Source organism: Streptomyces sp. NPDC003011 (assembly GCF_053591515.1).
In genome coordinates this window covers 18,012-44,987 of sequence record NZ_JBSFTY010000070.1, presented here as the reverse complement: position 1 = coordinate 44,987, position 26,976 = coordinate 18,012, and the positions used below count along the sequence as shown (strand labels likewise).

The window sequence follows — 26,976 nt, the reverse complement described above, 5'->3', positions numbered from 1 at the left end:
CGGTGGCCGCCCTTGGATCGGAGCGGGGTGATGAGGCGGGCCTCGCCGATGGCGCGCAGGAAGCCCTGGGTGGTGCCGAGCATCTCGGCGGCCCGCCCCATGGTGTAGGCGGGATAGTCGTCGTCTTCGAGACGGCCGTAGGAGTCGCCTGCTGTCACTTTCACCTCTCTGCGCAACGCGTGGAGGGGCCCTGGTGCCTTATGGCACCAGGGCCCCGAAGGAACTGCTACACCATCTGCCGGCCCTGGTACTGCGCCGGCCTTCTGTTTCCGCACACCCGACCGAAACGCTGCCGGGGATGCTGGGATCGCGGTTGCTCGACCGGAGACCACCTCACTATCGATGTCCTGCGGTACCCGGGCTCAAGGCTTCCGCCCGGGCGATCCTGATGGCGCGGGTTCCTCCGTTCTTCCCTCGCTGATCAACTGCTTGCCATTCGGGGTACTGCGTACTGCTGGTGATGCGTACCAACTGGTGATGCGAACTGCACTTGCGGGTCCTGCTCATGGCGGCCCCTGATCACTGCGGGCCACCCGGTCCGGTCGTCAGTCCCGTCGCCGTCCTGCTACCGCTCTGGCTTCGGAACTCCACCACCGCACCGTCCTGCGAACTGCAACTTCTTTCTACTGACCGGCAGTTCGTGTCTGCCAGGTCCTGCTGTCCTTCTGGCTACGAGAGAAACCATAACCACACCGGCGACCAATGTCTACTCCGACAAAGGCAGATTTCCGCGCGTTCGGCGGTGAGGCAATCGGCCTCGAACAGTCGGCCCTACTGGGAGCCGCGACCGGTGACGTCCCCGCCCAGGTCGTCGGCCAGAGCGATGCGGGCGGTGATCCGCTTGCCGGCCGGCTCCCGCTGGACCTCGAAGTCCCGAGCGACGGCCATGACGATCTCCAGGCCGTGCTGTCCGACTCTGCCCGCGTCAGCGGCCCGGGCCACCGGCAGCACCGGGTCGCTGTCCCACACGGCCACTTCCACCAGGTCCCCGACTATGCGCAGTTTCATCAGCACCGGCCCGGGCGCGTACTTGCGCGCGTTGGTGACCAGCTCGCTGACCACCAGCTGGGTCAGGTCCATCGCACGCGCGGACACCGGCAGGCCGTGCTCGGCCCGGACGCGGGTGAGGAAGTCCACCGCGCGATGGCGTGCCTCAGCGATGACGTGGCCGGCACCGCCCAGGGCGACGGTGTCCTGCGGCAGCGGCCCGTCAGGCATCACGGCGCCCTCACCATCAGGGACAGATTCCGTCTCTCGGGTCCACCGTTGTTTCCCCCGTTCACACGCCTGCGCTTACCCCGCACTGTGCCTCGCATGTCCCGTGAGATCGGGCAATAGTCCGTACCTGCGTTCGCCGGGGCATCGGGGCAGGTTCATCGGAGCAGCGCGCCGCCCTCATACAGGGACGCGAGACAGCGGGCCACGCCGGCTTCCTCGAGCATCGCCCCAGGTTACTGAGGGGTGGGTGAACAACCGGCACCCCGGGCCCGTACCTCTGGGCAGTTCAGAGGCATCTGTGGAAGGGACCGTCAGCATGGCCAGCGAATCGCACCATCCCGTTCCGGCACCGAGCCGCCGCACCGTCGTGGCGGGTCTGGGCGCGGCGGGACTCGCCGCCGCGCTGACCGCGTGCGGGTCGGACGACGACGCCTCTGGCTCGTCCACCGACCAGGGAGCCGGACAGAACGCCGAACAGAACGCCGGACAGAGTGCCGGTGCCGGCACCGCGCTCGCGAAGACCTCCGACATACCGGAGGGCGGCGGCAAGGTGTTCAGCGACGAGAAGGTGGTGGTCTCCCAGCCGACGGCGGGCGACTACAAGGCGTTCTCGACCATCTGCACCCACAAGAACTGCCCGATGACGGATCTCAAGGAGGACGTTCTGTCCTGCTCCTGCCACGGCAGCCAGTTCTCCATCACCGACGGCAGCGTGCAGAAGGGCCCCGCGACCGAGCCGCTGGCCGCCCGGCAGGTCAGCGTGGACGGTGACTCGATCACGCTCGCGTGATCCGGGACGGACGCTCCAGGCAGGCCAGCACCTCGTCCGTGGTCGCGACCGTGGCGACCAACGCGAGGGTGTTGCGGATCAACGCCGGGGTGTAGTCGCAGGGCACCCCGGCGATGGCGTCCGTCGGCACCACCGCGGTGTAGCCGCGGTTCACGGCGTCGAACACGGCGTTGGGAACCGCCACGTTGGCGGACACGCCGGTCACGACCAGCGTGCGGCAGCCCAGGTTGCGCAGCAGCGCGTCGACCTCGGTGCCCTGGATCGGCGACAGCCCGTGCAGCCGTCGTACGACGATGTCCTGTTCGGCGACCTCGATGGGCGCCGCCACCTGGACCGCGGCGGTGCCCGGCACCTGCTGGACGGGCAGCCGTTCCGCGGCGCGGAAGAGGCGGGCGTTGCGGCTCGCGCCCCGGCCGTCCGGGCGGCGTTCGGCGATCGCGTGGATCACCTGGACGCCGCTGTCGTGCGCGGCGGCGACCAGCCGGGCCACGTGGGCGAGGGCGCCCGAGGAGCGGGCCGCCTCGGCGAGTTCGGGCAGGGCGCTGTCCGGTCCGACGACACCCTGCTGGCACTCGACGGTGAGCAGGACGGTGGTCGCGGGGTCGAGGAGTTCGCTGAGCTGTTGGTACGACGGCACGGCTCCCCCTGGTCGCCGACGGTGCGGGGCGGGTGAGACTAGCCACCATTGCGCGGGGACGGAAGACGACCCATCCTTTTCTGACGTGATGTCAGAGGATCTCCTCTGGCACGACGTGAGAGAAAGAGGGGGCCGCATGACCGTCACACAGCGCCGGGGCCGGAAGATCATGATGACGCCGGGTGAGCTGGACGAGTTCCTCACCAGCCAGCGCACCTGCCGGGTCGCCACCGTGTCCCCGGACGGCGCTCCCCATGTGAGCACCCTCTGGTTCGCCTGGGACGGCACGTCGATGTGGCTGTACTCGGTGGTGCGCAGCAAGCGCTGGGCCGATCTGCGGCGCGATCCACGGGTCGCGGTCGTGGTCGACACCGGCGAGGAGTACGACGAGCTGCGCGGCGTCGAGCTGTCCGGGGCCGTGGAGTTCGTGGGCGAGGCCCCGCGCACCGGGGAGCTGTGCGCCGAACTCGACCTCCCCGAGACGCTGTTCGCCCGCAAGAACTTCCGCCTGGAGGAGATGCCGCACGACGGCCGGCACGCGTGGGTGCGGCTGACACCCGAGAGGACCGTCTCCTGGGACTTCCGCAAGCTGGGGTCGCTGTAGCCGCTACCCCAGCTTTTCGGCCGCCGTCTCCAGGGCCTTCACCGCCGCCCGGATCGACGGGCGACGGTCGGCGTCCGCGCGCCAGACCACGTACACATGCCGGCGCACCCGCTGCTTCAGCGGGACGGTGACGACCTCCGCGGGCATCGGGTGCCGCCCCAGCAGGGGCGCGACACAGACCCCCAGCCCGGCGGCGACCAGCCCGAGCTGGGTGTGTGTCTCGGCGGCGCGGTGGCCGATGATCGGCTCGATGCCCTTGGACCGCAGGGTGAACATCAGCCACTCGTGGCAGAACTCGCCCTCGCCCCAGGTGATCCACTCGTCCTCGGCGAACTCGGCGAGGTCCACCTCGTCGCGCCCCGCGAGCCGGTGGCCGGCCGGCATCGCCACGTCGGCGGGGTCCTCCAGGAGCGGGGCCTTGACCAGGCCGTCGGGCAGCGTCATCGGCTTGTTGTACCAGTCGAGGACCACCGCGAGGTCGAGGTCGCCGCGGATCACCCCGGCGATACCGCTCTCGGGTTCCAGCTCCGAGGAGCGGATGCGCAGCGCCGGGTGCTGCGCGCGCAGCGCGGCCAGCGCGGAGGGGAACAGGCCGCGCGCGGCGGTGGGGAACGCCGACAGTCTGAGCTCGCCGACGACCTGCCCGCGCTGGGCCTCCAGGTCGGACTGGGCGACTTCGACCTGCGACAGGATGCGTGCCGCGTGCTCGGCGAGCAGCCGGCCGGCGTCCGTGAGCCGCACCCCCCGCCCGTTCTTGGCGAGGAGCTGCTGTCCGACCTCCCGCTCCAGCTTGGACAACTGCTGCGAGACGGCCGAGGTCGTGATGTGCAGGCCCCCGGCCGCGCCGCTGACCGAGCCGTGCCGGGCCAGGGCGTCGAGGGTGCGCAGGCGCTCCAGGTTCAACATGTAAGCGATACTACGAGGTATTACGGAAAAAATCTCGCTTGTGCTACGAGATGGTGGACGTCATCGTGGTCCTCATGACCACCGTCACCGCCGCCCCGAGCCCGAGGCCGACCGCGGCCACCCCCCGTCCCCGCCCCCGTCCCGCCCTGGACTGGCGGCTGCGCTTCGGCGTCCTCTCGCTGATCTGGGGCTTCAGCTTCCTGCTCATCAAGGTGGGCACGGAGGGATACGCCCCCTTCCAGGTCACGCTCGGGCGTCTGGTGTTCGGTACGGCGGTGCTCGCCGCGGCGATGGCGGTCAGGCGGGAGCGGCTTCCGCGCGGCGCACGCACCTGGGCGCATCTGACGGTCGCCGCCCTCCTCCTCAACGCGCTCCCGTTCTCGCTGTTCGCCTACGCGGAGCTGACCATCCCGTCCACGCTGGCCGGGATCTGCAACGCGACCTCGCCGCTGTGGGGCATGGCCCTGTCCCTGGTCGCGCTGTCCGAGGACCGGCCGACCCGGGTCAGGGTCGCGGGCCTCGGCCTCGGCTTCCTGGGCGTACTGACGGTCCTCGGCGCCTGGCAGGGCTTCCACGGCCTGGACGCCACGGGCACCGCCCTGGCCCTGCTGGCCTCGCTCAGCTACCCGGTCGGCTGGATCTACGTCCGCCGCACCCTGGCCGGCACCGGCCACTCGAACCTGTCGCTGACCGGCGCCCAGCTGCTGCTGGCCACCCTCCAACTGGCGGTCGTCACCCCGCTGTTCACGAGCGTGCCGGGCCGCTTCCCGATGGTCCCCCTGCTAGCCACCGCCGCGCTGGGCGCCCTCGGCACGGGACTGGCGGTACTTCTGCAGTACGGCCTGGTCACCGAGGTCGGTCCGACGACCGCCCAGATGGTCACGTACTTCATCCCGGTCATCGCCACGGCCGCCGGGGTGGCGATCCTCGGCGAGTCGCTGACCTGGTCCACTCCGGTGGGCGCGGCGATCGTGCTGGCGGGCGCGGCGCTCACGCAGGTGAGACCGAAGCCGAGGGCCGCCTCCTGACCGCTCAGACATGACCCCGGGCGGGAGCCGTACCGACGGCGGAGGCGACGGCGTCCGCCAGCGGTCCGGCCTCGTCCCGGGTCAGCGTCGCGACGGTGACCCGGATGCCGGGCGGCGCGCTCATCCGGAAGCGCGCGCCGGGCGCGACCGCCCAGCCGGCGTGCAGCAGCCGGGCGACGGCCCCGGTCTCGTCCGGGACGGGGATCCACACGTTCAGGCCGGAGCGTCCGCGGGCCTCGACCCCGCGTTCCGCGAGCGCGTCGATCAGCAGGTCCCGGCGCTCGCGGTAGGCCTCCGCCACGGCCTGCGAGTCCAGCGCGCCGTCGGCCCACAGCCGCAGCACGGCCCGCTGGACGATCCGGCCGACCCAGCCCGGCCCGAGCCGCTGCCGGCCGCGCACCCGGTCGACGGTGACACGGTCCCCGGTGAGCACGGCGAGCCGCAGGTCGGGGCCGTAGGCCTTGGCGACCGAGCGGACGAAGGCCCAGGTGCGGGTGGTGCCGGCCAGGGGATGCAGGGGGAGGTCGACGATGCCGTGGCCGTGATCGTCCTCGATCAGCAGGGTCTCCGGGTACGCCCGGAGCACGGACCGCAGGGCACGCGCGCGTGGGGCGCTCACCGAGGCACCGGTGGGATTCTGCGCCCGGTCGGTGACGACCAGGGCGCGCGCCCCGGCCGCGAGGACACGGCGGACGTCGTCGGGCAGCGGTCCTTCGTCGTCGACGCCCACCGGGGCCGTGCGCAGCCCGAGCGCCGGGACGAGATCGAGGAGGCTGCCCCATCCCGGGTCCTCGACGGCGACGGTGTCGCCCGGTTTGAGGTGGGCGGCCAGGACGCGCTCGATGGCGTCGAGCGATCCGGACAGGACGGCGAGGGGTCCGTCCGGCACCCCGTCGGCGTCCATCCCGGTCCGCGCGATGCGCGCCAGCTCCGGTTCGACGGGGGCGTCCCCGTACAGGACGGGCTCCCGGTCGCCCTGCTCGCCGGCCGCCGCGAACGCCTCCGCCAGGGACGGCAGCAGGGCCGGGTCCGGGTTGCCGGCGGCCATGTCCCGCACGCCCGGGGGGACGTCCACCCTGATGTGCTCGCGTCCGGTGGTGGCCGGCTTGGAGCGCACCCGGCTGCCCCGGCGCCCGGCGGTCTCGATGACCCCGCGCTCGCGCAGGATGCGGTACGCGGCCGCCACGGTGTTGGGGTTCACGCCCAGCCTGGCCGCCAACTCGCGCATCGGCGGCAGCGGTTGCCCGGGCTCCAGCTGTCCGGCCCCCACCGCGCGCTCCACGCTCGCCGAAATCTCCGCCGCGCCCCGGCCTTCGATCCGATACTCTTCTAGCACAAAGCCAAGTATGCACTAGTGCAATGGAGAGCGCCATGCAGGGGACCCAGCAGCCGACGACGCCCGCCGCCTACACCCCCACCGACCGCACCGTCCCCACGCGCTCCCCCGACCGGGCCTCGTACGACAAGGAGCTGGTGCACGCGATACTCGACGAGGGCCTCGTGTGCCACCTCGGCTTCGTCCGCGAAGGTGTGCCGGTCGTGCTGCCCACGCTGTACGGCCGGGTGGGCGAGCGGCTCTACGTGCACGGCTCGACGGGATCGCGCCCGCTGCGGATGACGGGGAAGGCGGACCCGGGACTGCCGGTGTGCCTGACCGTCACGCACGTCGACGCGCTGATCCTGGCCCGCTCGGCGTTCCACCACTCGATCAACTACCGCTCGGTGGTGGTGCACGGCGTCGCCCACGACGTGACCGACCCCGAGGAGAAGCGGGCCGCGCTGGACGCGCTGGTCGACCACGTGGTTCCCGGCCGGACCGCCGACTCCCGGCCCGCGAACAAGAAGGAACTGGCCGCCACCGCCGTGATCCGCCTCGACCTGGACGAGGTGTCCGCCAAGCTCCGCACCGGCGGCGTCAATGACGAGCCCGAGGACCTCGCCCTCCCGTACTGGGCCGGCGTCGTCCCGCTGCGCAAGGGCTACGACGCCCCCGTCGCCGACGCCGGCCTGGCCCCGGGCACCGAACTGCCGGACTACCTGGCGGTCCCGTAGGACGCGGCCCGGCCACAGGGCCCTCCCCCACGCGTACGCACACCGGAAAGGGCCCTCCCGCGCGCGCGTACCCGCGCGGAAAGGGCCCCGCCCCTCACACGAGCACCGGCTCCCCGGCCGCCGCCTCCCGTGTCTCCCGCGCCTTCCGCGCCTCCCGTGCCTCCGCCGCCGCGAGCCCCGCGACCGACCCGAGCATCAGCAGGGTGCCGGCGAGCGTCGCGCAGGTGAGCCGCTCGCCCAGCAGCGCGACGGCCAGCACCGCCGCGCTCACCGGCTCCAGCAGCATGATCACCGACACGGTGGCCGGGCGGACCACGACGGCGGCCGCGAAGTAGAGCGCGTAGGCGAGGGCCGTGGGGACGGCCGCGATGTAGACCAGCAGCCACACCAGGCGGCCGGGATCGCCGGTGTGCGGGACCAGTCCCTCGGCCAGGGCGAACGGCAGCAGACACACGCTGGTGACCCCGAACGCCGACACGGACGTGCTCGTGGCGTCCGATCCGCCGTCCCGGCCCCACCGGCGGGTGAGCAGGGTCATCGCACAGCCCCCGGCCGCCGACACCAGCCCGAGCACGACACCCCACGGACGGACGGACGCGTCCTGGCCGCCGAGGACCAGCACCCCGAGTCCCGCGAGCGCCCCGGCGGCGGCGAGTGTCCCGCCCCGCCCGAGCCGCTCCCCCAGGGTCAGCCGCGCGCCGAGCGCGATCAGGACGGGACCGGCGCCCAGGGCCACGACCGTGGCCACGGCGAGCCCGGTGGCGGCGACAGCGGCGAAGTAGGCCGTCTGGAACACGGCCAGTCCCACGCCCGTGGCACCGGCCCGCAGCGCCCTGCGGCCGAGCGGTACCGGTACGGCGCGCCGGGCACGCGGGCGCAGGCGGCGGGCCGCGACCAGCAGCACGAGTCCGGCCGCGCAGCGCCAGAACGACAGGGCGACGGGTCCGAGGTCACTGGCCCGGTAGACCAGGGAGCCGGCCGCGCCGGCGGTACCCCAGGCGATCCCGGCGACGGTCAGGTAGAAAAGGCCTCGCCCGACGGGCAGGCCAGAAGCAGCATTCGACACGCGTTCTCTCCACGGATGCGCACAGGCGCAGAAGTTCGGGAAGGACGCCCGCTCGGCGGGGTCCACGGACTTCTTCCGCGGGCAGCACCGTCACGCCCGGCGGCGTGCCGGGCGTGGATTCCGGAGGGCCCGCCTAGGCGGCGGGCGGCGGGAGAACGAGCGTGTGACGATGCATGATCGGCAGCCTAGGCAGCGGTTCCGCGCGTCGACAACTCCTTTTCGCCGCCGCCCGCCACGGGCTCCGCGGGGCTGCGGGCGGGCGCCGACGACTGCGCGATGAAGGCGCCGGCCAGGACGACCGCGCCGCCGATGATCTGCGGGGCCGAGAGGTGCTCGCCGAGCAGCACCCAGGCCAGGACGGTCGCCACGACCGCTTCGAGGCAGGCCACCACACCGGCGACCTGCGGGGAGAGCCGGCGCACCGACAGCACGCCGGTGACGTACGCGAGGACCGTGGCGACGAGCACGATCCAGCCCAGCAGCAGACCGGCCGCGACGGGGGTGCCGTCCATGTCCGCCGTACGGGCGAGGACGGACCAGTCCATGCTCCAGGGGCGGGCCACGACGGTCAGGACGGCCGTGCCGACGAGGAGGCCGTAGGCGATCACGCCGAGCGGGTCGGGTGCCTGGTCCCGGGAGTCACTGCCCTGGTCGGACAGCACGAAGTAGCCGACCTGGCAGCAGGCGGCACCGAGCGCGAGCAGCAGACCGAGCGCGTCGAAGCTCAGGCCGGACCAGATCTCGACGACACAGGCGAGCCCGCCCACCGCGAGGACCACCCCGAGCGCCGCGGCCCGCGTCACCGGGCGCCGCTGCACGAACCTCACCCAGCCGAGCACGAGCGCGGGGGCGAGGTACTCGACGAGCAGGGCGACCCCGACGGGGATCCGGGAGATCGCGGCGAAGTAGCACGCCTGGACACCGGCGACGGCGAGCAGTCCGAATCCGGCGAGCAGGGCGGGGCGGCTGCGCAGCAGGGCGCGGTGGCGGACCGCGACCGGCAGCATCAGCAGGGCGGCGCCCGCCACCCTCAGCCACACCACGTGCAGCGGGCCCAGTCCCGCCTCGATCAGCGGTTTGGCCGCGACTCCCGACCCGCCGAAGGCGAGCGCGGACGCCAGCGCGAGACCGAGCCCGGCGCCCCTTCCCTGGTGACCCTGACTGCTCTCAGACGTATGCACCGGCACATGATGACAGGCCATGACATGAGCGTCACTCCCGTTGACACCTGTCTCACCGAGTGGACCGGAACCCGCGCGGGGGCGGAATGCTCAGCCTGAATGCTCGGGCGGAATGCTCGGGCGGAATGCCCGACCGGTCCTCTCGGAAGGTCCGCTCAGGCGGTCCGCCGTAAGCGGCAGTCCACCCGGACCAGCACCTCGTGCACCTCGTGCGCGTCGATTCCCGCACGGTGCAGCACCTCGACGGCCCGGGCCTCCGGGTCGGCGACGATCGCGGCGAGCAGGTCGATGCCGAGGACCGGTCCGCCGCGGCGGGCGGCGCGCTCGTGGGCGTACTCCATCGCGCCCGCGACCGCCGGCGAGCAGCCCTCCGTACGCCTCACGGCGGGTACGGCACCGGAGTCCTCGATGGTGCCCTGCCAGCGCAGTCCGTAGCCGATGCTGCGCTGCACGAGGTAGCCCATGAGACGCGCCAGCTGCGGCTCGCCGCCGAAGACCTCCCGCACCTCGGGGTCCGACTCCAGCAGCGAGTGCAGCAGATGAGCGGTGTCGATCTGGCGGTCCCCGTCCCTGACCGCTCTCCGACGGGCACCGGAGACCACCGCTGCCAGTTCGTCACTGAGACCGACGTCGTCGTCGGTCCGGGCCGGGCGCCGGCCGTCGGACTCGTGGGCCGACTGCCGGGGGATACGAGGGTGCACATCCCTTACCCCATCAGCCCCTCCGCTCCGCGTCATCCGCGAGAGGAACCATTGTGGCGTCCCACGGGAAGGGGACCCAGGGTGCCGGAATCTCCTCCTTACGGAGGAGATCACGCCGTATCACCCCGAGGGCGCGCGCCGCCTGGTTCTGCGCCCCGTACGCAACCACGGCGCCCCGCCGATCCGTCTCCCAGGGGCATGGAGAGCAGGTGCTGGCTGGTGGCTCTGCTTGCCGTCGACGGCAAGCAGTACGTGTACCGGGTGTACGCCCCGGAGGGCGCGCTGCCCGCCGACCTGTTCTGGGAGGCGTGGCACTGTCACGACGAAAGCACGTTCCCGCGCGCGTGGGACCTGTTCGACGCTGCGGTGATCCAGCGGGTGGGCTGAGTGGCTCAGCCAGCGAGGCAGGTCTCCCGGCGCCCGCCGAGAAGGTCTGGGACCGGCTCACCGACTGGCCCGCGTACGGCGAGTGGAACACGCCCCACACCGCCTTCCCCCACGGCGGTCCGCCGACCCTCGCGGGCAGGCTGAAGGACTCGGCGACGGCCGCGCTGAACGAGTCGCTGCGCAAGCCGGCGGGGATGGTGGGCTGACGGCGGCACGTCCGGGCACGCGAAGGCGCCCCGGGGATCGCTCCCCGGGGCGCCTGATCAGCACTGCCGGACCGTCAGTCCTCATCGGCGAGGATCAGGTACAGCTTCTTGCGGGCGTCGTTGATGACGGTGAGCGCCTTGTCGCGCTGCTCCTTGCTGCCCGTCTTCCAGACCTGCCCGAAGGCCTCCATCAGACCGACGCCGGCCTGGCGGATCTCACCGAGTGCCTCCCAGTCGACGCCGCGCGAGGCTTCCTCCCAGGGCGCGTCGGGCCCCTCCTCTGCCGCGGTGCGACCGGCGTCGGTGAGCCGGAACAGCTTCTTGCCGCCCTCGGTCTCACTGACGATCAGCCCCTCGTCCTCCAGCAGCTGGAGGGTGGGGTACACCGAGCCGGGGCTGGGCTTCCACGCCCCGCCGCTGCGCTCGGCGATCTCCTGGATCATCTCGTAGCCGTGCATCGGCCGGTCCTTCAGCAGGGCGAGGATCGACGCGCGCACGTCACCGCGCCGCGCCCTCCCCCGCGGTCCGCCCCGACCCCTGGGACCCCAGGATCCCGGTCCGAAGCCCGGTCCACCGAAGCCGGGGCCGCCGGGACCACCCGGCCCGAAGGGCCCGAAAGCCGCCCGCCGCCCGTCGAAGCCGTCCTGGCCACGACGGCCCGGACCATCCTGCCGACGTCCATGTCCACGCTCGAATCCGTGGGTACGCATCGCCATCACTTCCATTCCATCGTTGATCTGTCGCGATGCTTCAACGATATATCGGAAGCAGTCGGATGGCAATGCCCTCCTCGCCTCACGCCTGTGTCCTGTCTCATGCGAATCGACCCCTGCCGCAGGTGACCTGGTCCGATTCGCTCGTCGTCTGAGGCGATCTGGCCCGTTGACGCTGCTCAGGTCACGCGGGACCTCACCCCGCACGCCGTGGGACCCCAGGATCTCGGTGAACGGCACGCGCCAATATGGTGGGCCGATGACGTCGATCAAGAAGTTCCAAGTCACCTTCGACTGCGCAGAACCTGAACGCCTCGCTCGTTTCTGGTGCGAGGTGTTGGGGTACGTCGTACCGCCGCCGCCGGAGGGATTCGCCACTTGGGATGACTTCAAGGGCTCGCAGCCACCTGAGCAGCGGGATTCTTGGTTCGCCTGCATCGATCCCTCAGGCGTGGGCCCGCGGCTGTACTTCCAGCGCGTCCCCGAGGGGAAGGCCGCCAAGAACCGGGTGCATCTTGACGTGCGGGTCGGCACCGGACTCGTGGGTGAGGAGCGCCTCGCCGCGCTTGAGGCCGAATGCGCACGGTTGGTCCCGCTTGGCGCGGTACACGTGCAAACGCTGTACGACGGCAACGATGCGTGCATCCCGATGCTGGACATCGAGGGCAACGAGTTCTGTATCGACTGAGGGTCGCGAACCTGTCCCCGTTCTGTCCCCGTACGAGAGGACCTGGTCTGCCGTCTGAAGTGATCTGGTTCTCGCGGTGTACGGAACGGGTGGTCGCTCGAGGAGTGACGCCTTCTGTGTCCGGGGCATGGCGTCGCGCCGGGTGGCCGACGCTCACAGCGAGGGGCATGGGCGTCGGCGTCGGCGAGGTGACCGTGAGCGAGCCTGCGCTGTCAAAGCCGCCTGGGAGTGCGCGTCGGACGTACAGGTGGGGTTCGTCGGCGTCGTGTCGGGGTCGGACGGCTTGGGGCACGGGCTTGCTTCTGCTGCCCGGCATCGAGGCCGTGGCCGTGGGCGGCGGGAGCGACGGGAACTTCACGGCCGCGCTGGGAGTGCCGACCCTCGACGGCCTCGGAGCCGTCGGCGGCGCGGCCCCTGCCGAACACGGGTACCTGCTGGTCGAGAACATGGCCGAACGAGCGAACCTGGTGGCCGGGTTGATGACCGGGCGGGTGACCGCGATCCGGACCGCCTGATCCGTGCGGTCCACTTCGGATCGATCCGGAAGCCGGCTCCGGGTGACAACTGCCGTCCGGGCAGGAACGGATCAGTGGCCGGCCGGGGCCGCTCGGGTCGGGCCTTCCCGCGAGGCGGTGCACAAGGGGCCAGCCACCGCGCATTGGCCTTGGCCGACGGCGCCGGTGAGCCCCTAGCTTCGAGGCATGCGTATCCGAATCGTCGACGCCTTCACCGACCGTCCCTTCGCCGGCAACCCGGCCGGGGTCCTGCTCCTCGACGCCTTCCCTGACGACGACCGGCTCCAGCAGGTCGCCCTGGAGGTCAATCACGCCGAGACCGCGTTCGCCCACCGTCTGCCCGAGGGCGGTGAGGCCGACTGGGCGCTGCGCTGGTTCACGCCCGCCGCCGAGGTCGCGATGTGCGGGCACGCCACGCTCGCCACGGCCCACGTGCTGCGGACCACCGGCGCCCACCAGGGCCCGGTGCGGTTCGCCACCCGCAGCGGCGTCCTGATCGCCACGCCCCGCGAGGACGGCTCGATCACCCTGGACTTCCCGACCGCCCCGCTCACCCCCGTCGACCTCCCCGACGGCGTGGCCGAGGCCCTCGGCGCCGAGCCGCTCACCACGTTCGACACCGGGCCGGACATCGGCGATCTGCTGGTCGAGGTCGCCGACGAGAAGACGGTCCACGCCCTGAAGCCCGACCTCAAAGCCCTGGGCGCCTACTCCGAGCGCGGCATCATCGCCACCGCCCGCGCCGAGGACCCGGACCGGGGCTACGACTTCGTCTCCCGCTGCTTCTTCCCGAACATCGGCATCGACGAGGACCCGGTCACCGGCAGCGCCCACACGGCTCTCGCCCCGTTCTGGTCCCAGCGCCTCGGCCGCGCCGAGCTCACCGGGCTGCAGGCCTCCGCCCGCTCCGGCCGCGTCCGCACCGAACTACGGGGCGGCCGCACCCTGCTGAGCGGCCGCGCGGTCACCGTCATCGAGGGCGAGCTGCTCGCCTGAACGGCTCGGCAGAGGCGCGGAGAAGAGGAAGGCGCGCCAGGAAGGGGCGTCCGGGATGCCCGTACGCCCCTCCCGGACGGCCTCACGCCGTCGGCAGCCACCCCACCTTGCCGGCCAGCAGGGCGTAACCGACGAACGCCCCGATGTCGAGCAGGGAATGCGCGACCACCAGCGGTCCCACCCGGCCCCAGCGGCGGTACAGGTGGACGAAGACCACGCCCATCACCATGTTCCCGATGAAGCCGCCGATGCCCTGGTAGAGGTGGTACGAGCCGCGCAGGACGGAACTGGCCATCAGGGCCCTGCCGGGGGTCCAGCCCAACTGGCCCAGGCGGCGCAGGAGATAGCCGACGACGATGACCTCTTCGACGATCGCGTTCTGCATCGCCGACAGGATCAGCACCGGGTACTTCCACCACACCTCCGGCAGCGCCTCGGGCACCACGGTGAGGTTGAAGCCGAGACCGCGCGCGGCCAGGTAGAAGGCGATTCCGCTACTGCCGATCACCGCCGCGACCGCCGCCCCCCGGCCCAGGTCCGGCCAGGGCCGGGCGCGGTCGAAGCCGAGGGTCCGCAGGCCCTGCCCCTCACGCAGCAGGCAGTGCGCGACCAGCGCCACGGGCACCAGCGCCGAGGTGATACCGAACAGCTGCCAGGCGAGATCGAGCCACGGACGGCCGGGCGCGGCCGAGGCGTTGAGGGTGGCCGCCTGGTCCTTCAGACCCCCCGGCCGGGTGACCGATCCGACAAAACTGATCAGGGCCGACACACCGCTCGCGCCGAGCGAGAGCCCCAGAACCAGCAGCGTCTCGTCCCGCAGGATCCGTCGCGAACGCCGCTCCGGGGGAACGTGATCGGCCACCGGGCCCGCCTCCGACTGCACACCTGCCTCCAGTTGAGTTGTCCCGCCGGAGCGCGTCTCCCCTTCTGCCTGCCGTGCGGCCGGATCCCGGCGCGACGGTCGGCAGGGCAACGGGGAAGGGCGCCACCGTCCTGGGACATCACAGCTTGCCCGATCAGCGCGGGGCGGGCGGCAGCGACCCCGGTCCACGCGCGTCCCCGCGCCACAGGCCGGCGGAGGCGAGCCGGTACGGGGTGGGGCGTGCTCGGCGGAGCGGACCGCTTACGGACGGCGGCCCACGACCTTTCACCCCAGCGGCACCGGCTCAGGCAGCCCCACGGGCCAGGTGTGCACGGGCTCTCCCTTGTGCATCAGGTCGCGGTAGCGGCGGGTCGTGGCGGCCAGCGCCGCGTCGCGCGACATCCCGGCCTCCAGCGCCCGGTGGAAGGTCGCGGACTGCCAGGACGCGCCGTTGACCCGGCGCCGGCACCGCTCCTCGATCACGCCGAGGTAGAAGTCACGGTCGGCGGCTTCGACCCCCCACGCCTCCAGCCCGGCCTCGGCGAGCGGCAGCAGCTCGTCGCGTACGAGGGTGACGGCGTCCACCTCGGCCGTACCGCCATGACGACCGCGCCGCGGCCAGGTGAGACGGGCGTCGATGCCGTGCCGGCACGCGGCGTCGAAGTTGGCGGCGGCGGCCTCGAACGGCAGCCGGGTCCACACCGGACGCGACTCCTCGGCGAGGGCGCGGACCACGCCGTAGTAGAAGGCCGCGTTGGCGAGGACGTCGGTGATGGTCGGCCCGGCGGGCAGCACGCGGTTCTCGACGCGCAGGTGCGGGACACCGTCGGCGATGTCGTAGACCGGCCGGTTCCAGCGGTAGACGGTCCCGTTGTGCAGGACGAGCTCGGCCAGCTTCGGGACGCCTCCCGCGTCCATGACCTCCAGGGGGTCCTCGTCGTCGCAGATCGGCAGCAGGGCCGGGTAGTAGCGCAGGTTCTCCTCGAAGAGGTCGTACGCGGAGGAGATCCAGCGCTCGCCGAACCAGGTCCGCGGACGTACGCCCTGGGCCTGGAGCTCGGGCGGGCGGGTGTCGGTGGACTGCTGGAACAGCGGCGGCCGGGACTCGCTCCACAGCTCGCGGCCGAACAAGAACGGCGAGTTGGCGCCCACGGCTATCTGCGCGGCGGCGACGGCCTGGGCCGCGTTCCACACGTCGGCGAAGCGGCCCGGGGTGACCTGGAGATGGAGTTGCACCGAGGTGCAGGCGGCTTCGGGCGCGATGGACCGGGAGGTGCACGTCAGCCGCTCGACGCCGTCGATGTCGAGGGCGAAGTCCTCCCCGCGGGCGGCCACGATCTGGTCGTTGAGCAGCGCGTAGCGGTCGACGTCGGACAGGTTGGAGGAGACCAGGTCGTCCCGGTCGAGAGTCGGCAGAATGCCGATCATCACGATGCCCGCGTCGACCTCGTTCGCTTTCCGGTCGGCGTACGCCAGCGAGGTGCGGAGTTCCTCCGCGAGCTGGTCGAATACCCGGCCGCCCAATCGGTGGGGGGCTATGTTGACTTCCAGGTTGAACATGGCGAGTTCTGTTTGGAAGTCTCGACTTGCGATGCGTTCGAGCACCTGCGCATTGAGCATTTTCGGCATACCGTCGGAGCCGGTGAGATTCAATTCGATCTCAAGCCCCATCAGGTTCTTCGGGCGGTCGAACCGCTCGTCGGCCAGGAGTCGCTCGAGCACCGACAGGCACTGTCGGAGCTTGTCGCGGTAGCGCTGGCGATCGGACAGGTCGAACTGGCCTGCCACGACCTTCTCCCCCATGGGAGCGTCCTCCTTGATCGGGCGGGGCGTCGAGCCGGCCGCCGGCGTGCGGGTCAGGTGGGATGATGCCCCGCCAAGACGATCGATAACGTCCCGGACGGGCCCGGCAGCCGCTACTCTTGCGAATGTGACCGGTGGCACATTCACCAGGCATGGTGCGCGGCGCGGTGCCGAGTTCCCAGCGGAACTCGTGAAAAACGCCGATGAGAACGGGCCGTCCGCGTTTCGGGCATGGACCGAGGTCACCGCCGTGCGATCGCCTGGGAATCGGGATGATTCCCGCGAATCACCGACCGAATGAACTCTTGCCGTCCTTACTGAAAGCGGCTAGCCGAAACACTGCGTGAACATATGTCGTATAAACTCGGCGAACAAGGCAGAAGGCTGGCGCCTGCGGCCCTCGATCCTGCCGTCGGGTGACGTGCGGCAGGCCTCACCCGCATCCCCGGTTCACCGGACCACGGCTCCCGCCTCGCATGCCTCGTGAGCTGACAGCGCCGTCCGCCCCCGCCCCGCCCTCGCGCCACTGTGCCTGTCGAATGAGAGGCGACCCACCATGCCGCTGCATGTCCCCCCGGCTCCCGCGCCGGCCCTTCGATCCGTCCTGACCGCCCTCGGCTCACCCACCGCGGTCCGCGAGGCCCGAACTCCCTCCCTGCTGCACGCCCAGGGGCCCGCCACCCCCGAGCTGCCGCTGCCCGTGCATGTCCTGGACGGGATCGACGCCGCCGGCGCCCCCGTCACCCGGCTGGCCGGCTGGCGTTTCCTGATCCGCTGCGGCGACCGGGTGGTGGCCGCGGCCGAGACCATGCTGACCGCCGACGGATGGGCCTTCTCCCGCTTCTTCGAAGGTCCCTACATCGCCTCCACCGAGCGCGCGCTGCGCCAGGCCGAGACCGTCGCCCAGCCCTACCAGCCGCGCCTGCTGTCGGTGCCCGGCCTGTACATGCTGACGCTGTGGCTGCACGCCGACTGCACCGCCGACGGCGCGGCCGGCCACCCCGCCGCGACGGACCTGCTGGTCCCGCTGGCCCCCGCCCCGCCCGGTATCGCGGCCCACCGTCCGCACCGGGTGGCCGATCTGCTGCCGGTCCTCACCCATCGGGTGACTCCCGCACCACTGCTCAGCTCGCCCGCCTGAAACCCCCGTCTCGGCGGCTGTCGTACCCCGCACCGGAATTCCCGGTGGCGGGGTACGACGCTGTTTCCGGCCCCTATAGGCTCGCACCGGGATATGCGGTGACCCTTTCGCTCGTACGAGCACTTTATGGCTCGTACGAGCCGGAGGCGAGGCTGACCCCGTCCGGACTAGCCCTATCAGGCCACTGCGAACCACCCGAAGGGACAGTGCAGTTGGGGTGAACCGTCCGCGCGGGTGATGCGTCCTCAACCTATGAGAAGTGGTGCAGCGAAATCCCTGCGGATTGACGCCCGTGGGGCAACACTGGGTTCGGACCGACTTATCACAACGGGGGGCGGCCATGAACGACGCTTCAAGCCGCGGAACAGACACGACAGCCATCTCATCCGTCACGACAGAGCGAAAGATCCCATCAATGTGCCAGCACCAGCCGCCGTGCCCGACAGCCGACTCCGCCGACCGGGAATCCGCCCGTCTCGTGGCGCACCACCCGGAGCAGGGGTGGAGCCTGCTGTGCAACGGCGTCCTCCTCTTCGAGGACACCGGTGAGCTTCTGCCGGACGGCCGGGTCATCGCCCCGCACCGTCCGCTGGCCGGCCAGGTGGTGACGGCCGCCTGAACCGGCCCGGGCGGCTGTCGCTCCGCCCGGAGTACTGGTGGCCATCGCTCTGCCCGGAGCACTGAGGGGCCGGCTCGCGGCATCGACTGCGCACCGGCCCCGACGCATGTCCGAGGGAGGTCACTCAGCGTAGTGCCCTGTGTGAGCTGCGGTCCCGGGGGGTGCGGAGCTGGCCTCTTCCCATGGTCGTCCTCTTTCCGGAAGACTCCTGGAAGTTTCGAGCGCTCGTCCGGTGAGCATGCGAGCGCTCGTCCGGTGAGCAGGGGGCCGGCGTGGCACCCGTCGACGGAGGTGGGGAAGTGGCAGCACGCGAGACCGACGCCGGGCCGGCGCCCGAGGCACGGGGCAAGGTCACGATCACGGAGATCGCCCGGCGGGCCGGGGTCTCGGTGCCGACCGTGTCCCGGGTCGTCAACGGCCGCTCCGACGTCTCGCCGCGGACCCGGGCCCGAGTCGAGGACCTGCTGCAACGGCACGGCTACCGCAAGCGCCCCGCCGCTCCCGGCACCCGCGCCGCCCTGCTGGACCTCGTCTTCGACGACCTCGACAGCCCCTGGGCCGTGGAGATCATCCGGGGGGTCGAGGAGGTCGCCCACGCGGCCGGGGTGGGCACCGTGGTGTCGGCGATCCACGGGCGTACCGGGGACGCCCGGGCGTGGCTGCGCAACCTGCGGGCCCGCGCCTCCGACGGCGTCATCCTGGTCACCTCGACCCTGGAGCCCGTACTGCACCAGGAGTTGCGCATCCTCGGCGTCCCCCTGGTCGTCGTCGATCCGGCGGGCTCCCCCGCCCTCGACGTGCCGACCATCGGCGCCGCCAACTGGTCGGGCGGACTCGCGGCCACCGAGCACCTGCTCTCGCTGGGGCACCGCAGGATCGGCCTGATCGCCGGTCCGCCCCGGCTGCTGTGCTCCCGGGCCCGCTTCGACGGCTACCGCGCCGCCCTGGAGGGCGCCGGTCTCGCGAGGGACGACACGCTCGTCGTCCCCGGCGACTTCCACCCGGAGTCCGGCTTCACCGGCTGCAACGCCCTGCTGGACCTGGCCGAGCCGCCGACCGCCGTGTTCGCGGCCAGCGACCAGATGGCGCTCGGCGCGATCGAGGCGCTGCGGCGGCGGGGCCTGCGGGTGCCGGAGGAGATGAGCGTGGTCGGTTTCGACGACCTTCCAGAAGTCCGCTGGTCCGCCCCGCCGCTCACGACGATCCGGCAGCCGCTCGCCGACATGGGCAAGCTGGCCGCCCGCACGGTGCTGCGGCTGACCCGCGACGAACAGCCGGACTCGCCGCGGGTGGAACTCGGTACCGAGCTGGTGGTCAGGGCCAGCACGGCACCGGTGGCCACGGCGTAGTCACGGCGTCCCGGCCGCCGTCGACGGGACGTTCCCGGGCACCCCCCTCGCAGGCGCCCGGGAACGGGTCTCGCCCCGTTCAGCGCGTCACGTCAGCGCGTCACTTCAGCACGTCACGTCAGCGCCTCCCTGATCGCGAAGTAAGCGGGCTTCGGCGCCAGTTGCTCGTCCCACGGCAGCGCCGCGCCCTCCCCCTCGAAGAACGCCGGGATCCAGGAGTACTTGTCCGTGTAGTCCCACAGCGTGATGCCGACGCAGCGGCGCACCGCGAGGCACGCCTCGGTCACGTCCCGGTACCACTGGGCCTGCGTGGCCAGCTTCGCCTCGTCCGCGGGCAGGTACATGCGGATGTCCACCTCGGTCAGGGAGGTGTCCAGGCCGAGCCGGGAGAAGCGGCGGAGGTTGTCCTCCAGGGTGGTCGGATAGCCGTACTGGAGTGCCAGGTGGGCCTGGAGGCCGATGCCGTCGAGCGGAACGCCCTGGGCCTTGAGTTCCTGGGCCAGCCGGTAGTAGGCGTCGCTCTTCGGGCCGATCGCCTCGATGTTGTAGTCGTTCAGGTAGAGCTTGACCTTCGGGTCGGCCTGGCGGGCCCAGCGCAGCGCGTCGGCGATGTAACCGGGGCCGAGCGTGTTGTAGAAGATCGTCTCGCGGTAGGTGCCGTCCTCGTTGAACGCCTCGTTGACGACGTCCCAGGCGAAGACCTTGCCCCGGTAGTGCCGCACCTCCGCCTGGATGTGCTTCTTCAGTACGGCCCTCAGCTCCGACGGAGTCCAGTCGCGGCCGGTGAGCCAGCCGGGCAGCTGGCTGTGCCAGACGAGCGTGTGCCCGCGTACCTTCTGGTGGTTGGCACGGGCGAGGTCCACGATCTCGTCGCCCTTGGACCAGTCGAAGACGCCCTGCTCGGGCTCGGTGGCGTACCACTTCATCCCGTTGCCGGGCGTGATCTGGTCGAACTCGCTGCCGAGGATGGCCTTGTAGGGCTCATCGGTGAGCTCGGGGTTGTCGGTGGCGCTGCCGAAGTAACGGCCGTGCCGCTGGGCGAGGTCGGCGAGGGTGGCCCGCTCACCGTGCGGTGCGCCGTGCTCTTCGCCGGCCTGGGCGGCCGGTCCGGTGGCGATCCCGGCGGCGACCAGGACGGTCGCGAGAGCCCCCGCGAGTCTGAGGCGGGAGCGGGAGCGGGTGGTCGTGGTGGGCATGGTGGGCATGGTGCGACTCCTCACGGTCGGGGGTGTGGGTGAGCCGTACGGTCGCGGGCGCCGGTCATCCCTTCGTGGCGCCCGCGGTGAGGCCGCCGACGAGCTGACGCTCGGCGACCGAGTAGAAGGCGAGGGCGGGAACCATGGCCAGCACCAGGTAGGCGAAGACCTTGGCGTACTCCGCCGAGTACTGGCCCTGGAACTGCTGCACGCCGATCGGGATGGTCCACCACGTGGAGTCGGTGAACACCAGCAGCGGCAGGAAGAAGTTGTTCCAGCTGGTGACCACGGCCAGCACCGAGACGGTGCCGAGCGCGGGCCGCGCCATGGGCAGCAGGACCCGCCAGAAGAACCCGAGCGGCGTGCACCCGTCGAGCGTGGCCGCCTCCTCCAGCTCGCCGGGGATCTGCCGGAAGAACCCGCGCAGGATGATGATCGTCATCGGCAGTCCGAACGCGGCCTGCGGCAGGATCACGCCCAGCGGGTTGTCCAGCAGCCCCAGCGACCGCAGCAGCAGGAACAGCGGCAGGGCCGCCACCGCGAAGGGGAACATCAGCCCCATGGTGAACAGGGTGAACAGGAACTCCCGTCCACGGAAGGCGAACCGGGCGAAGGAGAACGCGGCGAGCGCGGAGGCCGCGACGACCAGGACGGTCGTCCCGATCGCGATGAGCGTGCTGCTGCCGACCAGTTGCCAGAAGGCGCCCGAGCCGAGGATGCCGGTGTAGTTGGAGGTCACCCACGGGTCGGGCAGCCCGATCGGGTTGCGGGAGAGCTGGTCGGTGGACTTGAAGCCGGAGATGACCGCGTAGAGCAGGGGTACGGCCATCACCGCGCCGACGACGACGAGGACGACGTGCACCGGCAGCGTGCGCCGGCTCTTCCTGCGGCGGGCGGGTTTCCCCGTGGGTGTCTGCTGTGGACGCGTGTGCTGAGCGAGCGTCACTTCCCGCCTCCTCGCATGGTCGTGGTCGCTCCTTCGAGGTCGCGGCGGAGCACGAACCGCTGGTAGGCGAGGGCGAAGACGAGGCTGATGCCGAACATGACCACGCTGATCGCGCTGGCGTAACCGACCTGGTAGCGCTTGAAGCCGTACTGGAACATGGTCACGGCCATGGTCTCGGAGTGGTGGTCGGGGCCGCCCTGGGTGATCACCCACACCAGGTCGAAGAGCTGGATGGAGCCGATGACGGACAGGAACACGCTGATGCGCAGGGTGGGCGCGAGCAGCGGCAGGGTGACGTTGCGGAAGCGCTGCCAGGCGCTGGCGCCGTCGATGAGCGCCGCCTCGTTCAACTCGGCCGGGATGGACTGGAGTCCGGCCAGCAGGAGCATCATGTGGAAGCCGAAGTACTTCCAGGTCATGACGATGAAGAGGGTCGCCATGACGGTGGAGGGGTCGGCGAACCAGGTCCCGCCGAGCCCGTCCAGGCCCACGCTGCCCAGGACCTGGTCGGCGAGACCGTCGTCCGGGGCGAAGATCATGGCGAACAGGACACCGGTGATGGCCTCGGACAGGATGTAGGGCGCGAAGAACAGCATCCGGTAGACGGCCCGGCCCCGCATCCGCTGGTTCAGCAGCACGGCCATGGCGAGCGCGAACGGCAGTTGCAGGGCCAGCGACAGCACGACCAGGACCAGACAGCGCCACAGGTCGCCCAGGAACACCGGATCGTCGAAGAGCCGGGTGAAGTTGTCGACGCCGATGTAGTCGGAGGGCATGCCGAAGCCGCCCCAGCGGAAGAAGGCCGCGTACAGGGCGAACAGCATCGGCAGCAGTACGAGGCCGAGGAACAGCACCAGGGCGGGCAGCTGGAAGCCCATCGCGGTGAGCCAGTTGAGCGCGCGGCGCCGGGCCCGCCCCCGGGCCGCACCGGCGGCCGGGGGCGGCGGGTCGACGTCGGGGCCGGTCCGCTTGTCCGGAAGGAACGTGGAGGTCATCGCCGGCTACTGCTCTTCCTTCGCGGTCTTGGTGAGCGACTCGGTGACCTGCTCGGGGGACTTCGAGCCGGCGACGAGCGCGGCCACGCTGTCGTTGACCTCCTGGCCGAGGGCGGGGGCGTACGCCTGGTCGAGGTAGAGCTGGAAGCCGGTGGCCGCCTTCAACTGCGTCTGTACGGCCTTGGTGTTGGGGTCGGTGATGGCGCTCTCGGCCGCCGGCACCACCGGCAGGACGCCGGTCTTCTTGACCAGCTCGACGTCGGTCGCCTCGGAGGCGAAGAACTTCAGGAAGTCGACGGCCGCCTGCGGGGCGTCCTTGCGCAGGGCGTGTCCGCCGCCCCCGCCGAACACCTCGGTGAGGGCGCCCTTGCCGCCCTGGATCTCGGGGAACGGGAAGAAGCCGAGGTCGTCCCCGAGTCCCTTGCCCACGTCCGCCTGCACCACCGGGGCCCACTGGCCCATGAGTTCCATCGCCGCCTTGCCGTTGCCGACGGCGGCGGCCTGGCCGCTGGGAGTCGAGTAGGCGGCGTTGAGAAAGCCCTTCTGGAACGGCTGGAGGTCCACGAGTTCCTTGAGGCGCTCGCCGGCCGCGACGAAGTCGGCTCCGGTGAAGTCCTGGTCCTCGTTGGCCTTCTGCAGGGCCTCGGCGCCCGCCGTGCGCATGGCGAGGTAGGCCCAGTAGTACATGCCGGGCCACTTCTCCTTGCCCGCGAGGGCGATGGGGGTGATGCCCTTGGCCTTCAGCTTGCCCACCGCGTCGAGGAAGCCGCTCCAGGTGGTCGGAGGCGTGCTGACGCCGGCCCGCTCGAAGAGCGCCTTGTTGTACCAGAAGCCGATCATGCCGATGTCGAACGGGATGCCGTACACCTTCTCGTCGAGCAGATACGGCTCCTTCGCGACCGACAGCAGACCGTCGGCCCATGGCTTGGTCCGGTCCGTGAGGTCCTCGACCAGCCCGGCGTCCACCTGCTGCTTCAGGACACCGCCGCCCCAGGTGTGGAAGATGTCGGGCAGCTTCCCGGAGGCGGTCAGCGCCGTCATCTTCGACTTGTAGGCGTCGTTCTCCAGCTGGACGATCTTTATCTTGACCTTGGGGTTCTGGGCCTCGAACTTCTTGGCGAGGGAGGCCCAGACGTCCTTGGTGGGCTGCGTGGTGGAGATGTTCCACCACTCGACGGTGGTCGTCCCCGACGACCCTCCGTCCGAGTCGCCGCCACAGCCGCTCAGTGCCGTCATGCCCAGTCCGGCGGCGGCGGAGGCCGCCAGGAAGCCGCGGCGGGACAGTGCCGGGTCACCCATCATGCGCTCCTTGGGTACGGGACGGCGCGTCCACGCCCGTCCGCTGATTTCGAAAGTTTCGAAGATAATTCGGAAAGTTCGTCGTTGCCCGCACCCTAGAGACAGCTGTCAAACGGTGGCAACCCCTTGTACGGGGGGAATGTTGGGCGACCTCGCCGCCGACTCGTTCCGGAAAGCGGCTGCTTCAGGCGCGCGACGGCGCGTACGCGAACCAGTCGAAGGACGCGCTGCCCTCGGTCACGTACATGCCGATCACCCGCCCGGTGAAGCCTCCGGCGACCTGCGTCGACAGATAGCGGCCGTCGAGTGCGGCGAGCGGTTCACCGCGCCCGTCCCCGCCCGCGCCCGCACCCTCGTCCCCGCCCCCGCCCTCGTCCGCACTCGTGTCCGCGCTCCGGTCCGCGCGCTCCGTCTCGACCGAGAAGGCGATCGTGTCGGGGCCGCCGGGCCTGATCCCGGGGGCCGGTTCGCCGGAACTGGTGGCGGTCGGGGGCACCGGGGACGCCGTGCCGATCTCGACGACGAGCGTGACCGGCCCCGGCGGGACCGGCTGCCGGGCGAGGCACTGCCGTACGGGTCCGATCCGGGCGATCACACTGGCCTCTCCCCCGGCGACCTCGAGGTCGTAGTGGTGGGCCTCGTCGATGCGTACGGACAGGCCGGCGCGGCCCCTTCCTGGGTCCAGGCGGGCGGCGGCGCGGCAGTCGGGGTGCTGCTGCCGGCGCCCGACGAAGGTGTGCCCCGGCCGGTCGAGCGTGTCCCCGGTGGCATGCAGGGTCAGCCGGCCGGGCCGCTCGGTCAGCGACCAGGAGCCCTCCGGCCGGCTGCGCGGGGAGATCCAATACGGTGCCAGGCGCCCGGCGTCGAAGTCGTCCCGCTGCGGCGGGAGTTCGACGGGGTGCCAGGCCTCCGGCGCGGGATGCCGTTCCCGGACCGGGCCGACGCGCGGCCAGCCGTCCACCCACTCCACGGGGGTCAGGAAGGTCTCCCGGCCGAGGACGTGGAAGGACGGGAAGAAGCCGCGGGGCCGCGTGCCCAGCAGCAGCATCCACCAGGTGCCGTCGGGTGCCTGGACCAGGTCGGCGTGGCCGGTGCACTGGATCGGCAGTCCGGTGCTGCGGTGGGTGAGGACCGGGTTTACCGGGGCGGGTTCGTAGGGGCCGCGCGGGGAACGGGCGCGGGCGATCGAGACGCTGTGGCCGTGGGCGGTGCCGCCCTCAGCGAGCATCAGGTACCACCAGTCGCCGATGCGGTAGAGGTGCGGCGCCTCCGGGTGCTGCGCCCCGGTGCCAGACCAGACCGGCAGCGGCCCTTCCAGCACCTTCCCGGTCACGGGATCGATGCGGGCGACCCGGACACCGGAGACGGCACACCAGCAGGAGCCGTCGTCGTCCCAGGCCAGGTCGGGATCGATCCCCTCCAGGTCGATCCAGACCGGGTCGGACCAGGGACCTTCGGGCCGCTCACTGGTGACGAGGAAGTTGCCGCCGCCGAAGACATTCGTCGTGATCATGTAGAAGCGGCCGCCGTGGTGACGGATCGTCGGGGCGTAGATCCCGGCGGAGGCCACCGTGTCGTCGGACAGCGGCAACTGCCCGGGCCGGTCAAGGACGTTGCCGATCTGCCGCCAGTGCACGAGGTCACGGCTGTGGAAGAGCGGAACGCCGGGGAAGTACTCGAAGCTGGAGCAGACGAGGTAGTAGTCCTCGCCCACCCGGCACACACTGGGGTCGGGGTGGAAGCCACCGAGCACGGGGTTGTCGTACGTCCGCATGCGCGTCAGTCCCTTCGAGCGTCGCGGTGGGGGCGAAACTTTCGGATGATCTGGCGAACGTTACGGAGCTGCACTGTAGGTGGCTCTCGGAAGCGGGGCAAGACGTCACGCACCTACCGCACGGCCGAGCCGGTGCGGTCATGCGGGCGGCCGTGCGCATCGAGACGATCCGGGCGTCGGGGCGGATCCCCGCCGGGAAGCGCCCTGCCCGTGCACCGGCGCTTGACCCCATTCTCAGGGCAGGTGGCCGGGAGGGCTGAGCGGTGGAGTGACGAGGTTCCGCGCGAGGGTGAGTGGCGAGTGACCGCCGCCGGCCAAGTCGGCGGCCCTCATCGAGGCCACTCCACCAGCCGGCCCCACTGCCGCTACCGGCCGAACCGCCGTGGGGCGCGTCCACCACGACCCCCGGCCGCGTCAGCAACGCCAGTGAGCCTCCCCGACACCCGCCCCAACGCCCGCACTCGTGCCGTGCCCGTCGACAGCTCCGCCGTCAGAACGGCCAGCTCTCCCACAGTGCGCGCGGCCAGCGCCGCTTCCACCCGCTCGTCGAGCTCCTCAGCGGTCAGCAGCGGTCAGCAGCGGTCAGCCGACCGTCCCCCGCCGCGACACGCAGCACGTCGACGACCTCGTCCCGGTCCGTGTGCGAGACCCTCAGCCCGAGCCGCGCGGCGACACCGGCGGCCCCGTCACCACGCACCGACCCGTCCGAGACCGACACGCCCCACTCCCGTCCCCCACCCGACGCACTGACGCCATATCGCGTTATACGCAACGGCCAGCCCCACGCCCGCGGTTCCCCACCGGCCCCTATCGTGACCGCATGCAGTCCTACACGATCGGCCAGGCAGCACGACTGCTCGGCGTGAGCCCCGACACCGCCCGCCGCTGGGCGGACGCCGGCCGGATGGCGACCCACCGCGACGACAGCGGCAGACGACTCATCGACGGGCGGGACCTGGCCGCGTTCTCGGTGGAACTCGCCAAGGCCGGAAACGGCGAGGAGGATCCACCGCACACGTCCGTCCGCAACGCCTTCCCCGGCATCGTCACCGCGATCAAGCTGGGCGATGTCGCCGCCCAGGTCGAGATCCAGGCCGGTCCGCACCGGCTCGTCTCCCTCCTGACCCGCGAGGCCGTCGAGGAACTCGGTCTGGAGGTCGGTATGGAGGCCACAGCCCGCGTGAAGTCGACGAACGTACATGTCGACCGCACCTGAGCGGCCACGTACCGAATGGACGACGGCGTCCATAGAAACGCACATGCCCACCCCCGACCGCACTTACGGCAGCTCATGCTATGACACA

The 26,976-nt window shown here is 71.4% G+C and carries 29 protein-coding genes and 2 pseudogenes; 13 read left to right on the top strand and 18 right to left on the bottom strand.

The annotated features are described in order from the left end of the window. Positions 1-158, bottom strand: a pseudogene (locus ACWD0J_RS30340) (MerR family transcriptional regulator); the annotation flags it as partial. A 613-nt stretch (positions 159-771) separates the two neighbouring features. Continuing rightward, positions 772-1,218: an ATP-binding protein gene (locus ACWD0J_RS30335; RefSeq protein WP_451499031.1), complete on the bottom strand. Its 447-nt coding sequence runs from the start codon at positions 1,216-1,218 to the stop codon at positions 772-774. A gap of 316 nt (positions 1,219-1,534) precedes the next feature. On the opposite strand from ACWD0J_RS30335, the gene ACWD0J_RS30330 reads away from it, so the two are divergent. After that, positions 1,535-2,008: a Rieske (2Fe-2S) protein gene (locus ACWD0J_RS30330; RefSeq protein ID WP_451499030.1), complete on the top strand. Its 474-nt coding sequence runs from the start codon at positions 1,535-1,537 to the stop codon at positions 2,006-2,008. Here ACWD0J_RS30330 and ACWD0J_RS30325 read toward each other — a convergent pair. Further along, positions 1,995-2,645, bottom strand: coding sequence for a cysteine hydrolase family protein (locus ACWD0J_RS30325; RefSeq protein ID WP_451499029.1), 651 nt, complete (start codon positions 2,643-2,645; stop codon positions 1,995-1,997). The two genes, ACWD0J_RS30330 and ACWD0J_RS30325, sit on opposite strands and share 14 nt — an antisense overlap. 136 nt (positions 2,646-2,781) lie before the next feature. On the opposite strand from ACWD0J_RS30325, the gene ACWD0J_RS30320 reads away from it, so the two are divergent. Then, on the top strand, positions 2,782-3,249 hold the full coding sequence (locus tag ACWD0J_RS30320) for a pyridoxamine 5'-phosphate oxidase family protein (protein WP_451499028.1): 468 nt from the start codon (positions 2,782-2,784) through the stop codon (positions 3,247-3,249). 3 nt (positions 3,250-3,252) lie between these two features. Here ACWD0J_RS30320 and ACWD0J_RS30315 read toward each other — a convergent pair whose 3' ends face one another. After that, positions 3,253-4,155: a LysR family transcriptional regulator gene (locus ACWD0J_RS30315; protein WP_451499027.1), complete on the bottom strand. Its 903-nt coding sequence runs from the start codon at positions 4,153-4,155 to the stop codon at positions 3,253-3,255. A gap of 74 nt (positions 4,156-4,229) precedes the next feature. On the opposite strand from ACWD0J_RS30315, the gene ACWD0J_RS30310 reads away from it, so the two are divergent. Then, complete coding sequence (locus tag ACWD0J_RS30310; RefSeq protein ID WP_451499026.1) at positions 4,230-5,183, top strand: DMT family transporter; 954 nt, start codon at positions 4,230-4,232, stop codon at positions 5,181-5,183. A 4-nt stretch (positions 5,184-5,187) separates the two neighbouring features. On the opposite strand, the gene ACWD0J_RS30305 is transcribed toward ACWD0J_RS30310, so the two are convergent. Continuing rightward, complete coding sequence (locus ACWD0J_RS30305; protein ID WP_451499025.1) at positions 5,188-6,519, bottom strand: aminotransferase class I/II-fold pyridoxal phosphate-dependent enzyme; 1,332 nt, start codon at positions 6,517-6,519, stop codon at positions 5,188-5,190. A 35-nt stretch (positions 6,520-6,554) separates the two neighbouring features. Between ACWD0J_RS30305 and ACWD0J_RS30300 the strand changes: the two genes are divergently transcribed. Continuing rightward, positions 6,555-7,235, top strand: a complete 681-nt coding sequence (locus ACWD0J_RS30300) for a pyridoxamine 5'-phosphate oxidase family protein (protein ID WP_451499024.1) — start codon at positions 6,555-6,557, stop codon at positions 7,233-7,235. A gap of 94 nt (positions 7,236-7,329) precedes the next feature. Here ACWD0J_RS30300 and ACWD0J_RS30295 read toward each other — a convergent pair whose 3' ends face one another. The 3 genes from ACWD0J_RS30295 to ACWD0J_RS30285 all read right to left on the bottom strand — a co-directional run bounded on the left by ACWD0J_RS30295 (position 7,330) and on the right by ACWD0J_RS30285 (position 10,183). Continuing rightward, entirely contained in the window at positions 7,330-8,301 is a 972-nt protein-coding gene (locus tag ACWD0J_RS30295) for a DMT family transporter (protein ID WP_451499023.1), read from the bottom strand. Between the two features lie 185 nt (positions 8,302-8,486). Next, a complete protein-coding gene (locus ACWD0J_RS30290) occupies positions 8,487-9,488 on the bottom strand; it encodes an EamA family transporter (RefSeq protein WP_451499036.1) in 1,002 nt (333 codons plus the stop codon). A 149-nt stretch (positions 9,489-9,637) separates the two neighbouring features. Beyond that, on the bottom strand, positions 9,638-10,183 hold the full coding sequence (locus ACWD0J_RS30285) for a Clp protease N-terminal domain-containing protein (RefSeq protein WP_451499022.1): 546 nt from the start codon (positions 10,181-10,183) through the stop codon (positions 9,638-9,640). Positions 10,184-10,402: 219 nt separating this feature from the next. Between ACWD0J_RS30285 and ACWD0J_RS30280 the strand changes: the two genes are divergently transcribed. Both ACWD0J_RS30280 and ACWD0J_RS30275 read left to right on the top strand, forming a co-directional pair. Next, on the top strand, positions 10,403-10,570 hold the full coding sequence (locus tag ACWD0J_RS30280) for a hypothetical protein (RefSeq protein ID WP_451499021.1): 168 nt from the start codon (positions 10,403-10,405) through the stop codon (positions 10,568-10,570). After that, positions 10,567-10,776, top strand: coding sequence for a hypothetical protein (locus tag ACWD0J_RS30275; RefSeq protein ID WP_451499035.1), 210 nt, complete (start codon positions 10,567-10,569; stop codon positions 10,774-10,776). The genes ACWD0J_RS30280 and ACWD0J_RS30275 overlap by 4 nt, the downstream gene beginning before the upstream one ends. A 74-nt stretch (positions 10,777-10,850) precedes the next feature. On the opposite strand, the gene ACWD0J_RS30270 is transcribed toward ACWD0J_RS30275, so the two are convergent. Further along, entirely contained in the window at positions 10,851-11,486 is a 636-nt protein-coding gene (locus ACWD0J_RS30270) for a PadR family transcriptional regulator (protein ID WP_451499020.1), read from the bottom strand. 262 nt (positions 11,487-11,748) lie between these two features. On the opposite strand from ACWD0J_RS30270, the gene ACWD0J_RS30265 reads away from it, so the two are divergent. From ACWD0J_RS30265 to ACWD0J_RS30255, 3 genes and pseudogenes are all read left to right on the top strand, one after another. Beyond that, positions 11,749-12,177 carry a VOC family protein gene (locus tag ACWD0J_RS30265; protein ID WP_451499019.1) on the top strand — a complete coding sequence of 143 codons (429 nt, stop codon included), beginning with the start codon at positions 11,749-11,751 and terminating at the stop codon, positions 12,175-12,177. Between the two features lie 302 nt (positions 12,178-12,479). After that, a pseudogene (locus ACWD0J_RS30260) lies at positions 12,480-12,692 on the top strand (M20 family peptidase); the annotation flags it as partial. 186 nt (positions 12,693-12,878) lie between these two features. Continuing rightward, positions 12,879-13,688 (top strand): PhzF family phenazine biosynthesis protein, encoded by an 810-nt coding sequence (locus ACWD0J_RS30255; protein WP_451499018.1) that lies wholly within the window; start codon positions 12,879-12,881, stop codon positions 13,686-13,688. Between the two features lie 82 nt (positions 13,689-13,770). Here ACWD0J_RS30255 and ACWD0J_RS30250 read toward each other — a convergent pair whose 3' ends face one another. Further along, entirely contained in the window at positions 13,771-14,571 is an 801-nt protein-coding gene (locus ACWD0J_RS30250; protein ID WP_451499017.1) for a CPBP family intramembrane glutamic endopeptidase, read from the bottom strand. A gap of 264 nt (positions 14,572-14,835) precedes the next feature. Further along, positions 14,836-16,353: a glutamate-cysteine ligase family protein gene (locus ACWD0J_RS30245; protein ID WP_451499016.1), complete on the bottom strand. Its 1,518-nt coding sequence runs from the start codon at positions 16,351-16,353 to the stop codon at positions 14,836-14,838. Positions 16,354-16,909: 556 nt separating this feature from the next. Between ACWD0J_RS30245 and ACWD0J_RS30240 the strand changes: the two genes are divergently transcribed. The 3 genes from ACWD0J_RS30240 to ACWD0J_RS30230 all read left to right on the top strand — a co-directional run bounded on the left by ACWD0J_RS30240 (position 16,910) and on the right by ACWD0J_RS30230 (position 19,462). After that, positions 16,910-17,494 (top strand): hypothetical protein, encoded by a 585-nt coding sequence (locus ACWD0J_RS30240; RefSeq protein WP_451499015.1) that lies wholly within the window; start codon positions 16,910-16,912, stop codon positions 17,492-17,494. 415 nt (positions 17,495-17,909) lie between these two features. Further along, entirely contained in the window at positions 17,910-18,113 is a 204-nt protein-coding gene (locus tag ACWD0J_RS30235) for a DUF5999 family protein (protein ID WP_451499014.1), read from the top strand. A gap of 299 nt (positions 18,114-18,412) precedes the next feature. Further along, positions 18,413-19,462: a LacI family DNA-binding transcriptional regulator gene (locus tag ACWD0J_RS30230; protein ID WP_451499013.1), complete on the top strand. Its 1,050-nt coding sequence runs from the start codon at positions 18,413-18,415 to the stop codon at positions 19,460-19,462. A 113-nt stretch (positions 19,463-19,575) separates the two neighbouring features. Here the strand turns inward: ACWD0J_RS30230 and ACWD0J_RS30225 are convergent, their stop codons facing one another. The 7 genes from ACWD0J_RS30225 to ACWD0J_RS30195 all read right to left on the bottom strand — a co-directional run bounded on the left by ACWD0J_RS30225 (position 19,576) and on the right by ACWD0J_RS30195 (position 26,390). After that, entirely contained in the window at positions 19,576-20,658 is a 1,083-nt protein-coding gene (locus ACWD0J_RS30225; protein ID WP_451499034.1) for an endo-1,4-beta-xylanase, read from the bottom strand. Positions 20,659-20,722: 64 nt separating this feature from the next. Further along, on the bottom strand, positions 20,723-21,487 hold the full coding sequence (locus ACWD0J_RS30220; RefSeq protein ID WP_451499033.1) for a carbohydrate ABC transporter permease: 765 nt from the start codon (positions 21,485-21,487) through the stop codon (positions 20,723-20,725). 113 nt (positions 21,488-21,600) lie between these two features. Further along, positions 21,601-22,599, bottom strand: a complete 999-nt coding sequence (locus ACWD0J_RS30215; RefSeq protein ID WP_451499012.1) for a carbohydrate ABC transporter permease — start codon at positions 22,597-22,599, stop codon at positions 21,601-21,603. A 6-nt stretch (positions 22,600-22,605) separates the two neighbouring features. Then, complete coding sequence (locus ACWD0J_RS30210; protein ID WP_451499011.1) at positions 22,606-23,898, bottom strand: extracellular solute-binding protein; 1,293 nt, start codon at positions 23,896-23,898, stop codon at positions 22,606-22,608. Positions 23,899-24,082: 184 nt separating this feature from the next. Then, positions 24,083-25,672 (bottom strand): glycoside hydrolase family 43 protein, encoded by a 1,590-nt coding sequence (locus tag ACWD0J_RS30205; protein ID WP_451499010.1) that lies wholly within the window; start codon positions 25,670-25,672, stop codon positions 24,083-24,085. A 365-nt stretch (positions 25,673-26,037) separates the two neighbouring features. Next, positions 26,038-26,211: a hypothetical protein gene (locus ACWD0J_RS30200; protein ID WP_451499009.1), complete on the bottom strand. Its 174-nt coding sequence runs from the start codon at positions 26,209-26,211 to the stop codon at positions 26,038-26,040. 23 nt (positions 26,212-26,234) lie between these two features. Further along, the gene (locus ACWD0J_RS30195; RefSeq protein WP_451499008.1) at positions 26,235-26,390 is read right to left on the bottom strand and encodes a DUF1707 domain-containing protein; all 156 of its coding nucleotides are present in this window, start codon (positions 26,388-26,390) and stop codon (positions 26,235-26,237) included. Positions 26,391-26,492: 102 nt separating this feature from the next. Here ACWD0J_RS30195 and ACWD0J_RS30190 point away from each other — a divergent pair, with 102 nt between their 5' ends. Further along, on the top strand, positions 26,493-26,888 hold the full coding sequence (locus ACWD0J_RS30190; RefSeq protein WP_451499007.1) for a TOBE domain-containing protein: 396 nt from the start codon (positions 26,493-26,495) through the stop codon (positions 26,886-26,888). Positions 26,889-26,976 lie beyond the last annotated feature (88 nt).

Coding starts and splice junctions, on each gene's coding strand:
- ACWD0J_RS30320 (WP_451499028.1), top strand. CDS start 2,782: ATGACCGTCACACAGCGCCGGGGCCGGAAGATCATGATGACGCCGGGT.
- ACWD0J_RS30330 (WP_451499030.1), top strand. CDS start 1,535: ATGGCCAGCGAATCGCACCATCCCGTTCCGGCACCGAGCCGCCGCACC.
- ACWD0J_RS30210 (WP_451499011.1), bottom strand. CDS start 23,898: ATGGGTGACCCGGCACTGTCCCGCCGCGGCTTCCTGGCGGCCTCCGCC.
- ACWD0J_RS30265 (WP_451499019.1), top strand. CDS start 11,749: ATGACGTCGATCAAGAAGTTCCAAGTCACCTTCGACTGCGCAGAACCT.
- ACWD0J_RS30245 (WP_451499016.1), bottom strand. CDS start 16,353: ATGGGGGAGAAGGTCGTGGCAGGCCAGTTCGACCTGTCCGATCGCCAG.
- ACWD0J_RS30255 (WP_451499018.1), top strand. CDS start 12,879: ATGCGTATCCGAATCGTCGACGCCTTCACCGACCGTCCCTTCGCCGGC.
- ACWD0J_RS30270 (WP_451499020.1), bottom strand. CDS start 11,486: ATGCGTACCCACGGATTCGAGCGTGGACATGGACGTCGGCAGGATGGT.
- ACWD0J_RS30315 (WP_451499027.1), bottom strand. CDS start 4,155: ATGTTGAACCTGGAGCGCCTGCGCACCCTCGACGCCCTGGCCCGGCAC.
- ACWD0J_RS30235 (WP_451499014.1), top strand. CDS start 17,910: ATGTGCCAGCACCAGCCGCCGTGCCCGACAGCCGACTCCGCCGACCGG.
- ACWD0J_RS30335 (WP_451499031.1), bottom strand. CDS start 1,218: ATGCCTGACGGGCCGCTGCCGCAGGACACCGTCGCCCTGGGCGGTGCC.
- ACWD0J_RS30205 (WP_451499010.1), bottom strand. CDS start 25,672: ATGCGGACGTACGACAACCCCGTGCTCGGTGGCTTCCACCCCGACCCC.
- ACWD0J_RS30190 (WP_451499007.1), top strand. CDS start 26,493: ATGCAGTCCTACACGATCGGCCAGGCAGCACGACTGCTCGGCGTGAGC.
- ACWD0J_RS30240 (WP_451499015.1), top strand. CDS start 16,910: ATGCCGCTGCATGTCCCCCCGGCTCCCGCGCCGGCCCTTCGATCCGTC.
- ACWD0J_RS30220 (WP_451499033.1), bottom strand. CDS start 21,487: ATGGCCGTACCCCTGCTCTACGCGGTCATCTCCGGCTTCAAGTCCACC.
- ACWD0J_RS30225 (WP_451499034.1), bottom strand. CDS start 20,658: ATGCCCACCACGACCACCCGCTCCCGCTCCCGCCTCAGACTCGCGGGG.
- ACWD0J_RS30310 (WP_451499026.1), top strand. CDS start 4,230: ATGACCACCGTCACCGCCGCCCCGAGCCCGAGGCCGACCGCGGCCACC.
- ACWD0J_RS30215 (WP_451499012.1), bottom strand. CDS start 22,599: ATGACCTCCACGTTCCTTCCGGACAAGCGGACCGGCCCCGACGTCGAC.
- ACWD0J_RS30300 (WP_451499024.1), top strand. CDS start 6,555: ATGCAGGGGACCCAGCAGCCGACGACGCCCGCCGCCTACACCCCCACC.